We start from the raw sequence: 14826 nt of genomic DNA, 5'->3' as shown, positions 1-14826 counted from the left end.
GGCTCAAGTCGAGATTGGAGCCCCCTCACGCTCGATGGCCTGAGGGTGGCCCTGCTCGTCGATCGAGACGTAGGTAAAATTGCCGTCGGTGACCAGGATCGACTCCTGGGGCATATCCTTGCGGCGCAGCACCCAGGCCTCGAGATGAACGGTGATCGAGGTCCGGCCGATCCGGACCAGATTGGCGTGCACCGAGACGAGATCGCCGACATAGACGGCTTTCCGAAAATTCATCGCATCGATCGCGACGGTGACGGTCCGCGACTTCGCAATTTTTGAGGCGAACACGCCGCCGCCGATATCCATCTGGCTGAGCAGCCAGCCGCCAAAGATGTCGCCATTGGCGTTGGTGTCAGCGGGCATCGCCAGCGTGCGGGTGCAGAGATCGCCGCGCGGCTCGGTTTCCGTATTCAGCGGGGCATGCGTCTCGGTCACTTGAAATTCTCCCAGCCCGCATCGGGCGTGAATCGGCCGCCGAATTTTTCCGTAAGCGCGCGCAAGGTCGAGACAACGTTGTCCACGCCGCGGGTGCGGGCATAATTCAGCGGGCCGCCGCGGAACGGCGCATAACCGGTGCCGAAGATGACGGCGCCGTCGACCACATCGGCATTGTCGACGATGCCTTCGTGCAGGCACGCGACGCAGACATTCGACATCGGCAGCATCAGGCGATCGATCATTTCGGCCGATGGCTCCGTCGTGGATGGCGCGGACGAAGAAGTGTCCGCCTTGCCGTCCTTCCAGACATAAAATCCCTTGCCGGACTTGCGGCCGAGCTCGCCCTTGGCGACTTTTTCGCGCAGCCATGCCGGCGTCGGCGGCAGAGCGTCACCGAATTTCGAACGCAGCATGTCGCCGACATCGAGGCAGATATCGAGGCCGACCTGGTCGGCGAGCTCGATCGGACCCATCGGCATGCCGAATTTTTTCGCCGCGGCGTCGATGACCGATTTGTCGATCTTCTCGTCGAGCATCACCATGGCTTCCAGCATGTAGGGCGTCAGCGCACGGTTGACGAGGAAGCCCGGCGAAGACTTGACCGGCAGCGGCAGACGGTCGATGGCGCCGACGAACGCCAGCGCCTCCTTCAGGAGTTGCGCGTCGGTGCCGTCGTGACTGACCACTTCGACGAGCTGCAGCCGCGACACCGGGTTGAAGAAATGCAGGCCGAGCAGCCGCTCCGGCTTTTGCAGACTGGTGCGCAAATCCTGCAGCGGAATGCTCGACGTGTTGGTGGCGAGTATCGCGCCGGGCTTCATGATGGGCTCAAGCCCGGCATAGACCTTCTGCTTCAGAGCAAGCTTTTCCGGCACCGCCTCGATGATAAGATCGGCGCTGCGGACACCCTCGCCGCCCATGTCGGGTATCAATCGATCCAGCGCATCGCGCACGCTAGTGCGCTTGCGCAGGATCTTGCCGAACAAGTCAGACGCGCGCTTGATCGCGCCGGCGATCGGCTCGGGCTTCATGTCGGCCAGAGTCACCCGCATGTCCTGACCTGCACACCAGGCCGCGATATCGCCGCCCATCGCGCCGGCGCCGATGACGTGAACGTGGTTGATCTTGTTGCCGCTGCCGGCGAGCTTCTTCATCTGCTCGCGCAGGAAGAATACCCGGATCAGGTTCTGCGCCGTCGGCGTCACCATCAATTTGGCGAACGAGGCTTGTTCGGCGCGCAGCATGCCGTACCTGTCACCGCCGTAGCTTTCCCAGAGATCGATCAGCGCATAGGGCGCGGGGTAATGTTCCTGCGGCGCCGCCTTGGCCGCCTCGCTGCGCATCCGCGAGGCGAGGAGTTTGCGCGCCGGCTCCCAGTTCAGGACCGAGGTGAGCAGGCCGGGTGCAGCGCGCTTCAGCCGTCCGAACACGGCATCCTTCACCGCGCTGCGAACGTGCCGCTCCTGCGTCACCGCGTCGACCAGACCCAGCGATTTGGCCTTGCGGGCATCGATGGTCTTGCCGGTCAGCATCAACGGCATCGACTGCATCGGATTGACCAGCTGCGTGAAACGCACGGTGCCGCCGAGACCGGGATGCAGACCGAGCATCACCTCGGGAAAGCCAAAGCGCGCATCATCGATCGCGATCCGCATCTGGCAGGCCAGCGCAACCTCCAAGCCACCACCGAGACAGAAGCCGTGGATCACGGCGACCGTGGGGATCCGCAGCGCTTCGAGCCGGTCGATCACCTTATGCGCGCGGCCGATTTCGGTCTCGACTTCAAGCACATCGCTCGCGCCGCGAAACGCGTTGACATCGGCGCCGGCGATGAAGCCGGATTCCTTCGCGGAACGGATCACGAGGCCGCCGGGCCGCGCGCTTTCCAGCTCAGCAATCACCTTGTTGAGTTCTTCGATCAGATCCGCCGACAGCGTATTGGCGCTGGCGCCTTCGCGGTCGAACAGCAGCCAGGCGATCCCGTCGGAATCGCGGGTCAGTTTGAAATTCCTGTACGGCCCGCTTGCGTCGGGCTTCGGCCCGAGTTCGAGCACGCGATCGCCGAGAACGTCCATGATCCTTGATTCCATGATCACACCGTCTCTATCAGCATCGCGCCGCCCTGCCCGCCGCCGATACATTCGGTGGCGATGCCGCGCCGCGTGCCGAGCCGCTTCATGGCGTTGACGAGATGCAGCACGATGCGGTTGCCACTGCAGCCGACGGGATGGCCGAGGCTGATCGCGCCGCCATCGACATTCATTTTGGTCTGGTCGATGGCGCCGGCCGCACCGTCGAGGCCCAGAATCTCCTTGCAGAACTCTTCGTCGTTCCAGGCTGCGAGACAGCCCAGCACCTGCGTCGCAAAGGCTTCGTTCAATTCCCAGGTCTCGATATCGCCGAGCGTCAACTCGTTGCGCTTCAACAGTTCAGTTGCCGACAGCACCGGCCCGAGGCCCATGATCGAGGGATCGAGCGCCGACCATTGGCTGTCGAGGATGACGGCCTTCGGCGTCAGGCCATGCCTGGCAACGGCTTTCTCGGAAGCGAGGATCACCCAGGACGCACCGTCGGTGATCTGCGAGGAATTGCCGGCGGTGACCTTGCCCCAGGGCCGTTCGAACACCGGCTTCAGTTTTGCCAGTGTCTCGGCCGTGGAATCCGGCCGCACGCCGTCGTCATGGTCATAGAATTTGCCGTCGCGGGCAAAAGCGGTTTCGACCTCGCCCTTCAGCCAGCCCTGGCTCTGGGCATTGGCGAGCCGCTTGTGGCTCTCGGCGGCATAGGCATCGGACTGCGCGCGGGTGATGCCGAAGAGATGCCCGACCACCTCGGCGGTCTGGCCCATGTTGAGGTCGGTGATGGGATCCGTCAGCCCGCGTTCGAGGCCGATGATCGGCTTGAAATAAGACGGCCGCACCTTGAGCGCGGCCATGATCTTGGCGCCGATACCCCGGGCACCGGCAAGGCCGGCGAACCAGCGCACGCCCTGCTGCGGCCACACCAGCGGCGCGTGGCTCAGCGCCTCGGCGCCGCCGGCCAGGATCAGGTCGGAGACGCCTTCGCGGATGTAGCGGTAGCCCGTGTCGATCGACTGCATGCCAGAGCCGCAATTGATCTGCACGGTGAAGGCGACCATTTTTTCGCCCATGCCGAGCCGCAGCGCTGCGACCCGCGCCGGGTTCATCTCGTCGGCAATGACGTTGACGCAGCCCAAGATCACCTGATCGAAGGCGGTGGGCGCAAAGGGCTGCTGGGCCAATAGCGGCCGGCCGCATTGCACGGCGAGATCGACCGGGGTGAAGGGTCCGGGACCGGAACGCGTTTTCAGGAACGGCGTCCGGCTGCCGTCGACAATAAAAACCGGTCGCGCCATCAGCTCGCCGCCCTTTGCTCACCCAATTCCTGGAAGAATTGATGCACGTCGGCGGCTTTCCTGTAAATCGGCGACAGCGCCTCCGGCGCAAAATCGTCGACCTCGATCACTTTTGCGACAGCTTCATGCGCCGCGGCGAGCCTTTCGCCCTCGGACTGGGTGATGACGCCCTTCTGCACCGCCTCTTTCCAGTCATGCAATCGCGCGGCGTGCAGTTGCTTCGCGGGGCCCTCTGCGGCGGTCACCAGCAGGAACGCCTTTTCCAGCCGGGCGACGCCGCGATCGTCATCGACGTGTGACAAATCCGCCGTCAGCCGGTCACGCGCCGCCGACGGCGACAGCACCAGCTGCGCGCAGAGATGGACGACCCGGTCGGACGGACCGACCACCCGCGCCCCGAACGGCTGGATCAGGAATTTCAGGATGATTGCGACGAAGCGATTGGGCAGATTGCCGAGGATTTCGGCAAAGCGGTTCTCGATGGTTTTGAAGCCGCTCGCCATGCACCATTCCAGTGCGGCGAAATCGGCTTGCTGGCGGCCTTCGTCCTGCCAGCGCTTCAGCGCGGCCGAAAGCAGATAGAGTTCGGAGAGGATATCGCCGAACCGGGCCGAGAGCATTTCCTTGCGCTTGAGCGCACCGCCCAGGGTCAGCAGTGCCATGTCGGCGCAGAGCGCGAACGCCGAGGAATAGCGCGAGAGCTGGCGATAGAATTTGGTCGCATCCCCCGCATCCGGCGCCGGCGCGAACATGCCGAAGCTCCAGCTACGGCCCCAGGCACGGAACATGGTCTTGAAGCTGTGGCCGACATGGCTCCAGAACGCCTTGTCGAAGGCATGCAGCCCCTTGATGCGGTCTTGCTCGCCAAGTGCGTTCATCTCGTCGAGCAGATAGGGATGGGCGCGGATCGCGCCCTGCCCGAACACGATCAGATTGCGGGTCAGAATGTTGGCGCCTTCGACGGTGATGCCGACCGGCACCGAACGGTAGAGATGGCCCAAATAATTCTGCGGGCCGTCGATGACCGCCTTGCCGCCATGGATGTCCATGGCGTCGTCGATCGCGATCCGCATCCGCTCGGTGGCGTGCAGCTTCATGATGCCGGAAATGACCGCGGGATGATGGCCCTGGTTGAGTGCCGCACAGGTCAGCCGCCGCGCGGCGTCGAGCAAATAGGCCGTGCCGGCAATGCGCGCCAGCGGCTCCTCGATGCCTTCGAATTTCGAGATCGAGATGCCGAACTGTTCGCGGATGCGGGCATAGGCGCCAGAGGTGCGCGCGGCATAGGCCGCACCGGCGGCCGACAATGACGGCAGCGAGATGCCGCGGCCGGCGGCGAGCGCCGTCATCAGCATCTTCCAGCCCTGACCGAGGCGCTCCTGGCCACCGATGATGTAATCCATCGGGATAAAGACATCGTGGCCCCAGTTCGGGCCGTTCTGGAACACCTGCATCGCCGGCAGATGGCGCTTGCCGATTTCGACGCCCGGAAGATGCGTCGGGATCAGCGCCACGGTGATGCCGAGCTCTTCCTGCGAGCCCACCAGATGATCGGGGTCGTAGGCCTTGAAGGCGAGGCCGAGCAACGTCGCGACCGGGCCGAGCGTGATGTAGCGCTTGTGCCAGTTGAGGCGCAGCCCCAAGACTTCGCGGCCTTCAAATGTACCCTTGCAGATGATGCCGGTGTCGATCATCGAGGCGGCGTCGGAGCCTGCTTCCGGACTGGTCAGCCCGAAGCAGGGAATGTCGCGGCCGTCGGCCAGCCGCGGCAGCCATTGCTGCTGCTGTTCCTTGGTGCCGAAGCGCATCAGGAGTTCGCCGGGCCCGAGCGAGTTCGGCACCATCACCGTGACGGCGGCGGTGAGCGAACGCGACGACAGTTTTCGCACCACCTCGGAATGCGCGTAAGGCGAGAAGCCGAGGCCGCCATACTCTTTGGGAATGATCATGCCGAAGAATTTGTGGCGCTTGATGAAGGCCCACGCCTCCGGCGGCAGGTCGCGCCACTCCCAATTGATCTTCCAGTCGTCGAGCATCGCGCAGAGTTCATCGACCGGGCCATGCAGGAAGGCTTCTTCTTCCGCCGTCAGCGTCGCCGGCGCGTAGCCAAGCAATTTCGACCAGTCGGGATTGCCGGTGAAGAGATCGGCGTCCCACCAGACGTCGCCCGCCTCCAGCGCCTCGCGCTCGGTGTCGGACATCGACGGCAACACGCCGCGGGCCCAGGAGAAGATCGGTTTGGTGATGAAATCGCGGCGGAAGCTCATGGCGGTCCTCATGGATCGGCGGCGCGGAAGGCTATTTTAGCTGATGATGCGGGGTTTGGGTGAACACTTCGCCTTGAAAATAGGGCGAAATTGACGCGGCCGGGCGGCGGGAGATAACCGCCGTGAGGCGTGTCGGTTCCGGCTATGCGATGGCGCTGCCCACCCATCGCTGTCGTCCTCCGCGAAAGCGGGGGACCCAGTACGCCGCGGCCTATCGACTCAATCACTGCTGTCTCTGGGATACTGGGTCACCCGCCCCCCGTGCGCAATTGCGCACTCGGGCGGGTGACGACACCTGAAAATGCCGCCGCATTCTCGCGACGCATTGCGCCCGAAGTTTTGCAAATCGTTTCGCCCTTCAATTCAGAGGGCGCAGGGAATGCCGGATGCGCGCTGCACCCGCGGTCTCGTGTGCGAATAGTGCAAACAAAGCTGCACACGAGCATACAGGGCAGCGGAGAGCATCCGACATTCCCTGCGCAATGGCTTTACGACTTATAGCGCGCTCTCCCCGGTGAGACGGCCTCTATTGCCACCGTCGCCCCTCGGAAGCGTTAGCTCCCGAAAGACTTGACGCCGTTACGGGCGCCAGGACCACACGCTTTCGCCGTACGCCTCAGCCGCGACCGTCAATCGCAACTGTTGCGTCCACCGCGACCCGCCCCTCGTTGTGACGATGGCCAACGCCCCTCTGAGTGGGACGGGATGGCGTTAGATGCGCACTGATTTGGGCCGGACGACAACAGAAATATTTTTGATTTACGGAAATTTTCTACTTGACATTATTTCGCTAAATCGGAAGTGCTTTGCCCCGGCTTCGCCAAGGCTACGCCGGGCGCAGCCGTCGGGTCAATTTGTCGCGGGAAAGCGCAAGACCATGCGGACCGCCGATGAAGCAGCGACGAGGCGCGCAAGTGGTCAATCATAAACCTAAGTATCATCGTCCCAAACGAATGTAAGGCACTGATGAACGTCCGTGCAATGGCCCGATCCGTCCCTCTGCGAGAGGTTGTCGTTCGACGGCGTTACGCCGTTCGAACTGAGCGCTGGGCGGAGTAACGACCACAAAACTTGCAAGCCGGAAGGGAAACACTGTCATGGACGTCATCATCGAGAAGATCAACGGCTTGTGGCACCTCATCGTCGGGTCGTGTCAGATCCGGACTCCGTTCCTCGAGACGCAGCACCGCTCGCTGGTCGTTGCCTACGCCCGCCAGGTCTACCCCGGCGCCAAGATCCTCGAACGCGACTGAGCACCCACGCAGATCAAGTGCGCTGCGCCGGCGCTCGGACCCGCTGATCTGCTAGCTGAAACCTGCATCCAGAGCGTTGCCGTTGTGCTCGGCCAATGTCTCAGTTGGGTCATTCGCGTCGATGCTGGCGTGCCCGTCGATGTCCGCTCACCGGGGCAACTCGAACATGCCGGGCGGATCGCACCATGGCCGACGAGTGCCATGAGCGGAAGTTAGCGCCACTCTGCGACGAAGTCCGGCGTGTCGCGGACCTTGAATTTCGGATCATCGCCCTGGCGTTCGACCGGATCGTCGGCAGCCAGCGCGCCACGCGCGGCCTCGTACATCATCGTGAGGCTTTCGTTCGTGAACGCCTGATAGTCCACCGGATTACCTCACGAAAAAGCCGCCGCTGGGTTCGCTGAGCGACGGCCTTAACTCAAGCGTGACCACCAGAAGGTCACGAGGATCGTGATGGATCTTGGTTAACAAAACAGCAAGGCTGCTGTCCTAAGATGTAACTACTCGCTTATGGGGGCCGGAATGACCGAATACGTCATCACGGAAGTTGGCCATCATCAATGGCTCGTGTTTGCGAATAGGCAGAGCATTGCTTTTTGCGCCGACGAAAACGAGGCGGTGAAAGCAATGACCGAACATAGCGCACGCAGCCGTCAATCACGTGGGTCTGCGCAAACTTCGCCAGAACAAAGCCCGCCGTCGTGAACCAGCGGGCCTGATTCACCCGACTCTTAGATTTTCCGCGGACGTTTTGCCCCGGTTGCTCATTTCTTCATAGCTCACCTTGGCACCCTCATTGAGGCTGCTCAGGCCGGCTTTCTCAACAGCTGAAATGTGGACGAAAACATCCTTGCCGCCGCCGTCGGGTTGGATAAACCCGTACCCTTTGGTTGCATTAAACCACTTCACTGTCCCTATCGCCACTTCAGTATCTCCCGCTAATGAAAAGGTGGGATTCAAACACGCGCGATTCGTTGGCCAAGCTGGTGGCACGTTGGTGGCAAAAAGCGGGCGCTATGACGATTTTGCGACGGCCTTGCCCTAGGCGTTACGAGATCATTACCGTCTGAGCCTTCGCGCGTGCGAGGCCAGCCGCCGCCGGTTGCGCTTCCTGATCGATCGGCGCCGGCGCTTCATGACGGCTGCCTCTCGTCGTGCCAGCGCTTGTAGTAGAGGACCTTGAAGTCCCGCAGCATCTTGGCCTGCTGCGTGACGGCAAAGGTGGAGAGTTCCAGCGCGCGAAAGCCAGCCCGAGCTTACAGGCGTGCTCAAACATCTGGCCGATCACGTCCATTGTGGTGCCATACAAATGGGCAGCTTGAGATTAGCCAACGCTAATCTACCCTAGAAATTGGAGCACCCGGTGGCGCGTGTGCTGGCTTACGGCCAGCCTAAGGGTAGGCATGGAAAATGGCCTTAGACCCGGAAGAGCTTGTTGCCCTGGCCAATCACGGCATCATGAAACTTCGTTCCGCAGTGGCGCGAGGGATGATGTTGCCCCCCGAAGAGCGCGATGCGGCGGCGATAATCGTCCGAAAAGGCGCCTCCCTGGCACAGTCGACCCTCGATTTCGAGCAGATCAAGCAGCTTGCGGCGCGGTGGAAGCAGGAGGAGCAGCCCGCACCTTCCAGCCAGACCACCCCGTGCCATCGATGAAGAAGGATTATGTCCGAAAGCTTTTGGCCGTCTTGCTGATCAGCGGATTGGACCAGTCATAGTCGGTGTCGCGGGTCGTGGAGATAAACGGGCCACTTTAGAGCGTGCTATGGAGCGTTACCTCCTAAGAAGGGGCGTTTTAGCCGGGACTTGGATGGTGTGGGACCGGCTGAAGCGCGGTCCCGCGACTAGGGATGATCGTGAGCTCATTCGGCTGTCGCGAGAAGAAGCTGACGCTGAGTTTGCGAGATTGATTGGGCGGGGTGACCGCGATGCCCCCGAGCCATCGGCTACACCTAAGCCATCGGCTAAGTGGGTAATAAGCTATGGCGGGCTGACGATTGAATGCCGTGACGAGCACGATGCTAAGAAGGTGGCGGGCGATCTCTACAGGAAGGGGCATCGCGTTTCTGCCAGGAGATGCAAACCCGAGCGGTCTATCGAGCCAAGTCAAATGCGCGGTTGGCTCTCGGAAAAGCTCCCGACAAAGGTTAAGCATAAGCTCCACTAGCCTAACCCCTGGACATTTTCCAAAATCCGCCGAAAATCGGGGCCCGGGGCACGGCACATGTGTCGCAGATTAGATGCCACCCACTCCGCTATTTGACATGGGTCAAGATCAATCTGAGAGTGATCATCGTCAGGCTCGACTTCGCCTAAGGTGTTGCGAGGTCCGGTATGGGTCAATCGCGTCGGTCTGACGGTCGGCCAGCGACTTCCGGTCTACCCCCCGTTAACGGACATCGCCACCACCGCAGCCATTGTGTTCCTACTCAATCACCTCGTCGGCGCGGGCAAACAGCGTTGGCGGAATGGCGAGGCCGAGTGCTTTGGCAGTCTTGAGGTTGATGGCCAGTTCGAACGTCGTCGGCTGCTGAACTGGAAGATCGACAGGCTTGAGACCTTTGAGAATTTTGTCGACGTAACTGGCGGCGCGCCGACTCAAATCACGCAGGTTTGCCCCATAGGAAATGAGGGCACCGGCTTTCACATCTTCGATAATTCCGTGAAGCGACGGCAATCGCTCAGTAACCGCAAAGTCTGCAATGCGCTTTCGATAAGTAAAGGTGAGAGGGTCTTCGACAGTAATCAACGCGTCGGGACGGTGCTGTCTTGCCGCCGCGAATGCGCCATCGAAGTCGTCCGGCCCCCGCACGTCTAAGGATCGAACGTCTATTCCCAGAGCCCGTCCTGCGGCCTGTGTCTCTTTGAAGACGATGGCGGGATACGGATTAGCCGCATTCCAAAGCACAGCCACGTTAGAGACTCGAGGAAGCAGCTCTCTGAGCAATTCCAGGCGCTTCCCACCGAGGTCCGGCGCCATGAGGCTCATGCCCGTTACGTTGCCGCCCGGTTGCGCCAGACTGGCGACGAGCCCGCTCCCCAACGGGTCGCCGGCGGCTGTCATGACGATTGGAATCGTCGAGGTGGCCCGCTTGGCCGCTAACGGCCCAGGTGTTCCGGTCGCCACGATGACGTCAACGTTGAGGCGAACCAGCTCTGCTGCGAACTCAGCCAGCCGTTCAAGCCGATTCTCCGCGAAACGGCGTTCGAAGACCACGTTTTTTCCTTTGAGCCATCCCAAATCTCGCAAATCATCCTGGAGCCAATTTCCTAAGCGCGCTGACTCATCAGAACCTGGGCTGAGCACGCCGATGCGCCGCATACGCTCGGGCTGCTGCGCACTTCCCGCGAGCGGCCACGTAGCCGCCGCACCGCCAAATATCGTGATGAAGTCGCGTCGCTTCATATCTGCCCCAAGTCGCAGCAGAGAGCATCCTAACGGCTCAAACAAGCACTTTGAAAGAGGCTGACCCTGCATTCAAGCCATTGCCGCAGTGCACAGCCAACGTCTCAGTTGGGTCATTCGCGTCGATGCTGAAGGACCCGTCGATGTCCACTCACCGGGGCAACTCGGACATGCCGGGTGGATCGCACCATGTCCGACAAGTGCCATGAGCGGACAATAAGTCGCCCGTCACTGATGTTTGCTAGACGGGGTAGCGCCACCGCAGAGCGCGGCGGACGACAACCAGCCAGTACATTTGCAGGGAGGCTAAACCAAAGGATGGCCGGGACCGATAACGCGATGGATGCGTGGATCAGGTAAATGACCTGCCCGATCAGGCCCGCAAGCAGCCCGACTCTGGTCCAGCCCAATAGTGTTCGCGGTATCCAATCATCGGACTCGCCGACCAGGTATGCTGCGATCCATGCCGACAAGGACTCCATGGCCTGCTGTAACACCTGCTCCTTCACGGGCACTTAACAACTCGCACTGCCGGGCAGCGACGAAGCTTACCCGTGTCTTCGCACGTAGAGCGCGATAAACCGGTCGATCATCGGGTTGATCTGCTCCGGCACTTCCAGCGACAGGAAATGCCCGGAGCCGACGGCCTTGGCCGTGACCAGTTGCGGGCACAGCTCCGCAAAACGATCCAGATCCGCGAGCCGATGGGCCGCTTCGATGTAGAGCACCGGGGCCTGGCACGCCTGGGCGCACTCACGCGCCCGATGCACATCCCAGGGGAACAGACTTGTAAACGTGGACACCAGCACGTGCTGTGGCGTCGCCAGAAAGGTCTGTTCAACATGAGCGCGGCATCTGTCGGTCGGCAGACAGGAGTCCGCCACAATTTTCCGCACTTCGCTCGCAAAATCGGCGCCCCTTAAGCCCTCCAGATATCCGGCGAACACCGTCCCTGCCGAGGCAGGGAAGAGAACCCCTGAATCGAGCAACACCAGGCCTGCAGGAAAGTCCGGATAGCGGGCGGCGATTTCGAGCGCCATGTTGCCACCCATGCTTTGACCCACGATGACCGGATTTGAGATCTGCTGCTGGTTGCACAGCCAGACGAGATCATCGGCGAAGCCTTCGATCGAATACGCCTGTTGTGGCTTGTCGCTCTCACCATGCCCCCGCAGTTCGGCATTCAACGCCCGACCTTGACGGGCGAAATACTCCACCTGCGGTGCAAAATGCGTGCGATCCCCGCCCAAGCCATGGACGAACAGGAATTGAAGCGGTCCCGCCCCGGCGATGTCAAAGGACAGCTGCACGCCATCATGCGCGAGTTTCATGGGGCATCTCCAAATCACTATCCCGTCGAACAGTACCTTGCCAATGTCCACTGCTAGCCGCAGCAGCGGATACCCAGGACGAGGAGTAGCAGAACCAGCATTAGACGTATCTTATCTTCTTCGACATGAGAGGCCATAGCATTCGCACCGAGCGCCATGGATCGAACAAAAGGCCATGGTGACAACTGGACACCTTCGGCGCTTCCGCACTTTCTCAACGGGGCGTCCGCTCTACCATTAAAGACGGACGTCGCCGATCCGGTTGCCATGTCGGCTAAGGGTCATCCGCGTCGATGCTGGCGTGCCCATCGATGTCCGCCCACCGGGGCAGTTCGGACCAGGCCGGGCGGATCGCACCATGGCCGACAAGTGCAGCAGCGGATTCATGCACTCCAACAAGCTCACTCAATCACTTCGTCGGCGCGGCCAAGCAGCGAAGTTGGTACACCAAGGCCCAGCGCCTTTGCTGTCTTCATGTTGATGACGAGTTCGAATTTTGTGACTTGCTGGACCGGCAGGTTTTCCGGATTTTCGCCGTTCAGAACCCGGCCAAGATAAGCGCCCACCTGTCGGCGGGCCTCGGCGTAGTTTGGTCCGTAACTTACCAATCCGCCATCAGCAGCGAATTCACGAATTGGATAGAGTGCCGGTATGCGGTGTTGAGCTGTCAGACCAACAAGGCTTTCGCGGTTTCGAAGCATCAATGCGTCAGCCGAAATCAACAATGCATCCGGCCGCACGCCAGCCATCCTTGCGAAAGCCTCCTTGAAATCATCGGGGCCTCCTGTCTCGACACGGAGCAGCTTCACTCCCAAGGTATCAGCCGCCAGTTCCAATCTCCTCAGAGTGTCCTCGTACGCTGATACGAGGCTTGTTGGATTATAGAAGAACCCAATGGACTTCGCCGTCGGCACCAGTTCACAAAGCATCTGCAGCCGTTTGGCCATTACCTCTACATTGAGAACTGAAACCCCCGTCGCGTTGCCGCCCGGTCTGTTCAGGCTTACGACGAAACCGCTCGCGACAGGGTCAAAACCGGTCAGAAAAATGATCGGAATTGACGTGGTGGCGGCCTTGGCGGCCATGATTGACGGCCCAGCAAAAACAGCAATGGCATTTACTCGATGCCGAGCCAGATCACGGGCCAACTCACCCAGTCGGTCCTCGTGACTATCGGCGCAACGGTATTCAAGCGCGAGATTTCGGCCCTCGACATAGCCCATTTCGGCCAAGCGTTCCTGGACCGAACCAAAATTTCTCCGTGCCCCCTCGAGCGATCCAACGTCAAGGACGCCCAGAGTCCGCGAAGCCGCCTGTTGTCCCAGAGCAGGAAGCGACCACGCGGCCGCGCTCCCAATTGCAGCGATGAACTCGCGCCGCCTCATCGATTTTTCCTCGGCCCACGACCGGCATTGTAGTCACTCCGACCGGCCATCTGGAAGTAGGCAGATTGAAGTCCAACAACGTCGGCTAAGGGTCATTCGCGTCAATGCTGGCGTGCCCATCGATGTCCGCCCACCGGGGTAGTTCGGACCAGGCCGGGCGGATCGCGCCATGACCGACAAGTGCCAGCAGCGAAATCATGCACTGCAAAAAATTGCATCCCTATTCAAGCACCTCATCAGCGCGGGCTAGCAGCGCTGGAGGCATAATAATGCCAAGCGCTTTCGCGGTCCTCAAATTGATCACCAGCTCGAACCTGGTCGGTTGTTCGACCGGCAGGTCGGCAGGCTTTGCACCCTTGAAAATCTTGTCGACGAAGGCGGCGGATCGACGAAATCCATCTCGTAAGTCAATCCCGTACGTCAGAAGAAAATCCGTCTCAGCATATTCTCTTGCGGCAGCGATTGCCGGCAGCCGATCTCTGACGGCCATGACGCCAATCTGTCCACGAAAATTGAAGAGCACGCCATCGCTCAGTACGACGAGCGCCTGCGCGCGCTCCCTCACCATCGTCGCGAACGCTTGTTCGAGTGCGTCCAGCCCGCGTGCTTCGGCCGGGACAAGGGTCAAGCCGAGCGCCGGGGCAGCCTCCCGCATCGACGACAGCCGGGCGGGATTGGGCGCAAATTCCGGATTCCACAGAACGCCCACGCGCGAGACGTTCGGCAATGTGTCCTTCACCAACTCGAGCCGCTTGACATGTTGCTCACCGCCCGTGTCCTGAGCGATCCCGGTCACGTTCCCGCCGGGGCGCGCCAGACTGGCGACAAGCCCCGCACTAACTGGATCGGCACTGCTGGCCACGACGATCGGGATCGTCGTGGTCACCTTCATGGCGGCAACCGTATTTGTATTGTTCCCGGCAACGATGACGTCGACACCGAGCCGGACCAGGTCTGTGGCGAGCGCGGATAGCCGTCCCATCTCGCCATCGGCAAAGCGGTACTCGATAGCGACATTCTCGCCAACGCGGTAGCCGAGGCTCCGCAGGCCCTCTTCGAACGCCTTCATGAGATGGAGCGATCGTTCCCGCGAGCTGGTTGCGAGGTAACCCACCCGGTAGACCCGCCCTGCGGGCTGCTGCGCGCGCGCGGCCAGCGGCCAAGCTGCCGCCGCAGCTCCCAGCAACGTTATGAACTCGCGTCGCCGCATGCATCCCCCAAGAACACGTCTCTTCCCGGGCCTAAAGCCTAGCACTTTGCGAATGCGCTGCGGTGAGAAATGGCGCCCGAACGGCCTCAGATACTGGTCAGGCTCGGATGTCTCGGTTGGGTCATTTGCGGAAGTCATCGCCTGCATCGGCGGGGGCCGT

At 61.3% G+C, this 14826-nt stretch carries 13 protein-coding genes; 3 read left to right on the top strand and 10 right to left on the bottom strand.

From position 1 onward, the window contains the following. Nucleotides 1-3: 3 nt before the first annotated feature. The 4 genes from JQ641_RS20310 to JQ641_RS20295 are packed head-to-tail and all read right to left on the bottom strand — an operon-like array spanning nt 4 to nt 6081. The gene (locus JQ641_RS20310) at nt 4-435 is read right to left on the bottom strand and encodes an acyl-CoA thioesterase (RefSeq protein ID WP_211997745.1); all 432 of its coding nucleotides are present in this window, start codon (nt 433-435) and stop codon (nt 4-6) included. Continuing rightward, the gene (locus JQ641_RS20305; RefSeq protein WP_211997744.1) at nt 432-2528 is read right to left on the bottom strand and encodes a 3-hydroxyacyl-CoA dehydrogenase NAD-binding domain-containing protein; all 2097 of its coding nucleotides are present in this window, start codon (nt 2526-2528) and stop codon (nt 432-434) included. The genes JQ641_RS20310 and JQ641_RS20305 overlap by 4 nt, the downstream gene beginning before the upstream one ends. Nucleotides 2529-2530: 2 nt before the next feature. Continuing rightward, nucleotides 2531-3814 (bottom strand): acetyl-CoA C-acetyltransferase, encoded by a 1284-nt coding sequence (locus JQ641_RS20300; RefSeq protein WP_211997743.1) that lies wholly within the window; start codon nt 3812-3814, stop codon nt 2531-2533. Beyond that, nucleotides 3814-6081 carry an acyl-CoA dehydrogenase gene (locus JQ641_RS20295; RefSeq protein WP_211997742.1) on the bottom strand — a complete coding sequence of 756 codons (2268 nt, stop codon included), beginning with the start codon at nt 6079-6081 and terminating at the stop codon, nt 3814-3816. The genes JQ641_RS20300 and JQ641_RS20295 overlap by 1 nt, the downstream gene beginning before the upstream one ends. 1097 nt (nt 6082-7178) lie before the next feature. Between JQ641_RS20295 and JQ641_RS20290 the strand changes: the two genes are divergently transcribed. Beyond that, a complete protein-coding gene (locus tag JQ641_RS20290; RefSeq protein ID WP_211997741.1) occupies nt 7179-7334 on the top strand; it encodes a hypothetical protein in 156 nt (51 codons plus the stop codon). 212 nt (nt 7335-7546) lie between these two features. Here JQ641_RS20290 and JQ641_RS20285 read toward each other — a convergent pair whose 3' ends face one another. After that, nucleotides 7547-7699 (bottom strand): hypothetical protein, encoded by a 153-nt coding sequence (locus JQ641_RS20285; protein WP_211997740.1) that lies wholly within the window; start codon nt 7697-7699, stop codon nt 7547-7549. A gap of 157 nt (nt 7700-7856) precedes the next feature. Between JQ641_RS20285 and JQ641_RS20280 the strand changes: the two genes are divergently transcribed. Then, on the top strand, nt 7857-8039 hold the full coding sequence (locus JQ641_RS20280) for a hypothetical protein (RefSeq protein WP_211997739.1): 183 nt from the start codon (nt 7857-7859) through the stop codon (nt 8037-8039). Between the two features lie 15 nt (nt 8040-8054). Here the strand turns inward: JQ641_RS20280 and JQ641_RS20275 are convergent, their stop codons facing one another. Further along, entirely contained in the window at nt 8055-8258 is a 204-nt protein-coding gene (locus JQ641_RS20275) for a cold-shock protein (RefSeq protein WP_192738421.1), read from the bottom strand. Nucleotides 8259-8744: 486 nt separating this feature from the next. Here JQ641_RS20275 and JQ641_RS20270 point away from each other — a divergent pair, with 486 nt between their 5' ends. Continuing rightward, entirely contained in the window at nt 8745-8990 is a 246-nt protein-coding gene (locus JQ641_RS20270) for a hypothetical protein (RefSeq protein WP_211997738.1), read from the top strand. A gap of 769 nt (nt 8991-9759) precedes the next feature. Here JQ641_RS20270 and JQ641_RS20265 read toward each other — a convergent pair. The 4 genes from JQ641_RS20265 to JQ641_RS20250 all read right to left on the bottom strand — a co-directional run bounded on the left by JQ641_RS20265 (nt 9760) and on the right by JQ641_RS20250 (nt 14666). Further along, nucleotides 9760-10740 carry an ABC transporter substrate-binding protein gene (locus tag JQ641_RS20265; RefSeq protein WP_211997737.1) on the bottom strand — a complete coding sequence of 327 codons (981 nt, stop codon included), beginning with the start codon at nt 10738-10740 and terminating at the stop codon, nt 9760-9762. Nucleotides 10741-11288: 548 nt separating this feature from the next. Continuing rightward, complete coding sequence (locus tag JQ641_RS20260; RefSeq protein ID WP_211997736.1) at nt 11289-12071, bottom strand: alpha/beta fold hydrolase; 783 nt, start codon at nt 12069-12071, stop codon at nt 11289-11291. A gap of 401 nt (nt 12072-12472) precedes the next feature. Continuing rightward, a complete protein-coding gene (locus JQ641_RS20255; protein WP_211997735.1) occupies nt 12473-13456 on the bottom strand; it encodes an ABC transporter substrate-binding protein in 984 nt (327 codons plus the stop codon). A 220-nt stretch (nt 13457-13676) separates the two neighbouring features. Continuing rightward, a complete protein-coding gene (locus JQ641_RS20250) occupies nt 13677-14666 on the bottom strand; it encodes an ABC transporter substrate-binding protein (protein WP_211997734.1) in 990 nt (329 codons plus the stop codon). Nucleotides 14667-14826: the final 160 nt, after the last annotated feature.

Source organism: Bradyrhizobium sp. JYMT SZCCT0180, from assembly GCF_018130165.1.
In the GTDB taxonomy this organism is placed as follows: Bacteria; Pseudomonadota; Alphaproteobacteria; order Rhizobiales; family Xanthobacteraceae; genus Bradyrhizobium.
The sequence above is the reverse complement of the archived record's forward strand: the minus strand, read 5'-3'. Positions and strand labels throughout refer to the sequence as shown.

What these genes read in the sequence shown, in the direction of transcription:
- JQ641_RS20260 (WP_211997736.1), bottom strand. Translation starts at nt 12,071, where the DNA reads ATGAAACTCGCGCATGATGGCGTGCAGCTGTCCTTTGACATCGCCGGG.
- JQ641_RS20290 (WP_211997741.1), top strand. Translation starts at nt 7,179, where the DNA reads ATGGACGTCATCATCGAGAAGATCAACGGCTTGTGGCACCTCATCGTC.
- JQ641_RS20280 (WP_211997739.1), top strand. Translation starts at nt 7,857, where the DNA reads ATGACCGAATACGTCATCACGGAAGTTGGCCATCATCAATGGCTCGTG.
- JQ641_RS20250 (WP_211997734.1), bottom strand. Translation starts at nt 14,666, where the DNA reads ATGCGGCGACGCGAGTTCATAACGTTGCTGGGAGCTGCGGCGGCAGCT.
- JQ641_RS20300 (WP_211997743.1), bottom strand. Translation starts at nt 3,814, where the DNA reads ATGGCGCGACCGGTTTTTATTGTCGACGGCAGCCGGACGCCGTTCCTG.
- JQ641_RS20270 (WP_211997738.1), top strand. Translation starts at nt 8,745, where the DNA reads ATGGCCTTAGACCCGGAAGAGCTTGTTGCCCTGGCCAATCACGGCATC.
- JQ641_RS20265 (WP_211997737.1), bottom strand. Translation starts at nt 10,740, where the DNA reads ATGAAGCGACGCGACTTCATCACGATATTTGGCGGTGCGGCGGCTACG.
- JQ641_RS20255 (WP_211997735.1), bottom strand. Translation starts at nt 13,456, where the DNA reads ATGAGGCGGCGCGAGTTCATCGCTGCAATTGGGAGCGCGGCCGCGTGG.
- JQ641_RS20305 (WP_211997744.1), bottom strand. Translation starts at nt 2,528, where the DNA reads ATGGAATCAAGGATCATGGACGTTCTCGGCGATCGCGTGCTCGAACTC.
- JQ641_RS20295 (WP_211997742.1), bottom strand. Translation starts at nt 6,081, where the DNA reads ATGAGCTTCCGCCGCGATTTCATCACCAAACCGATCTTCTCCTGGGCC.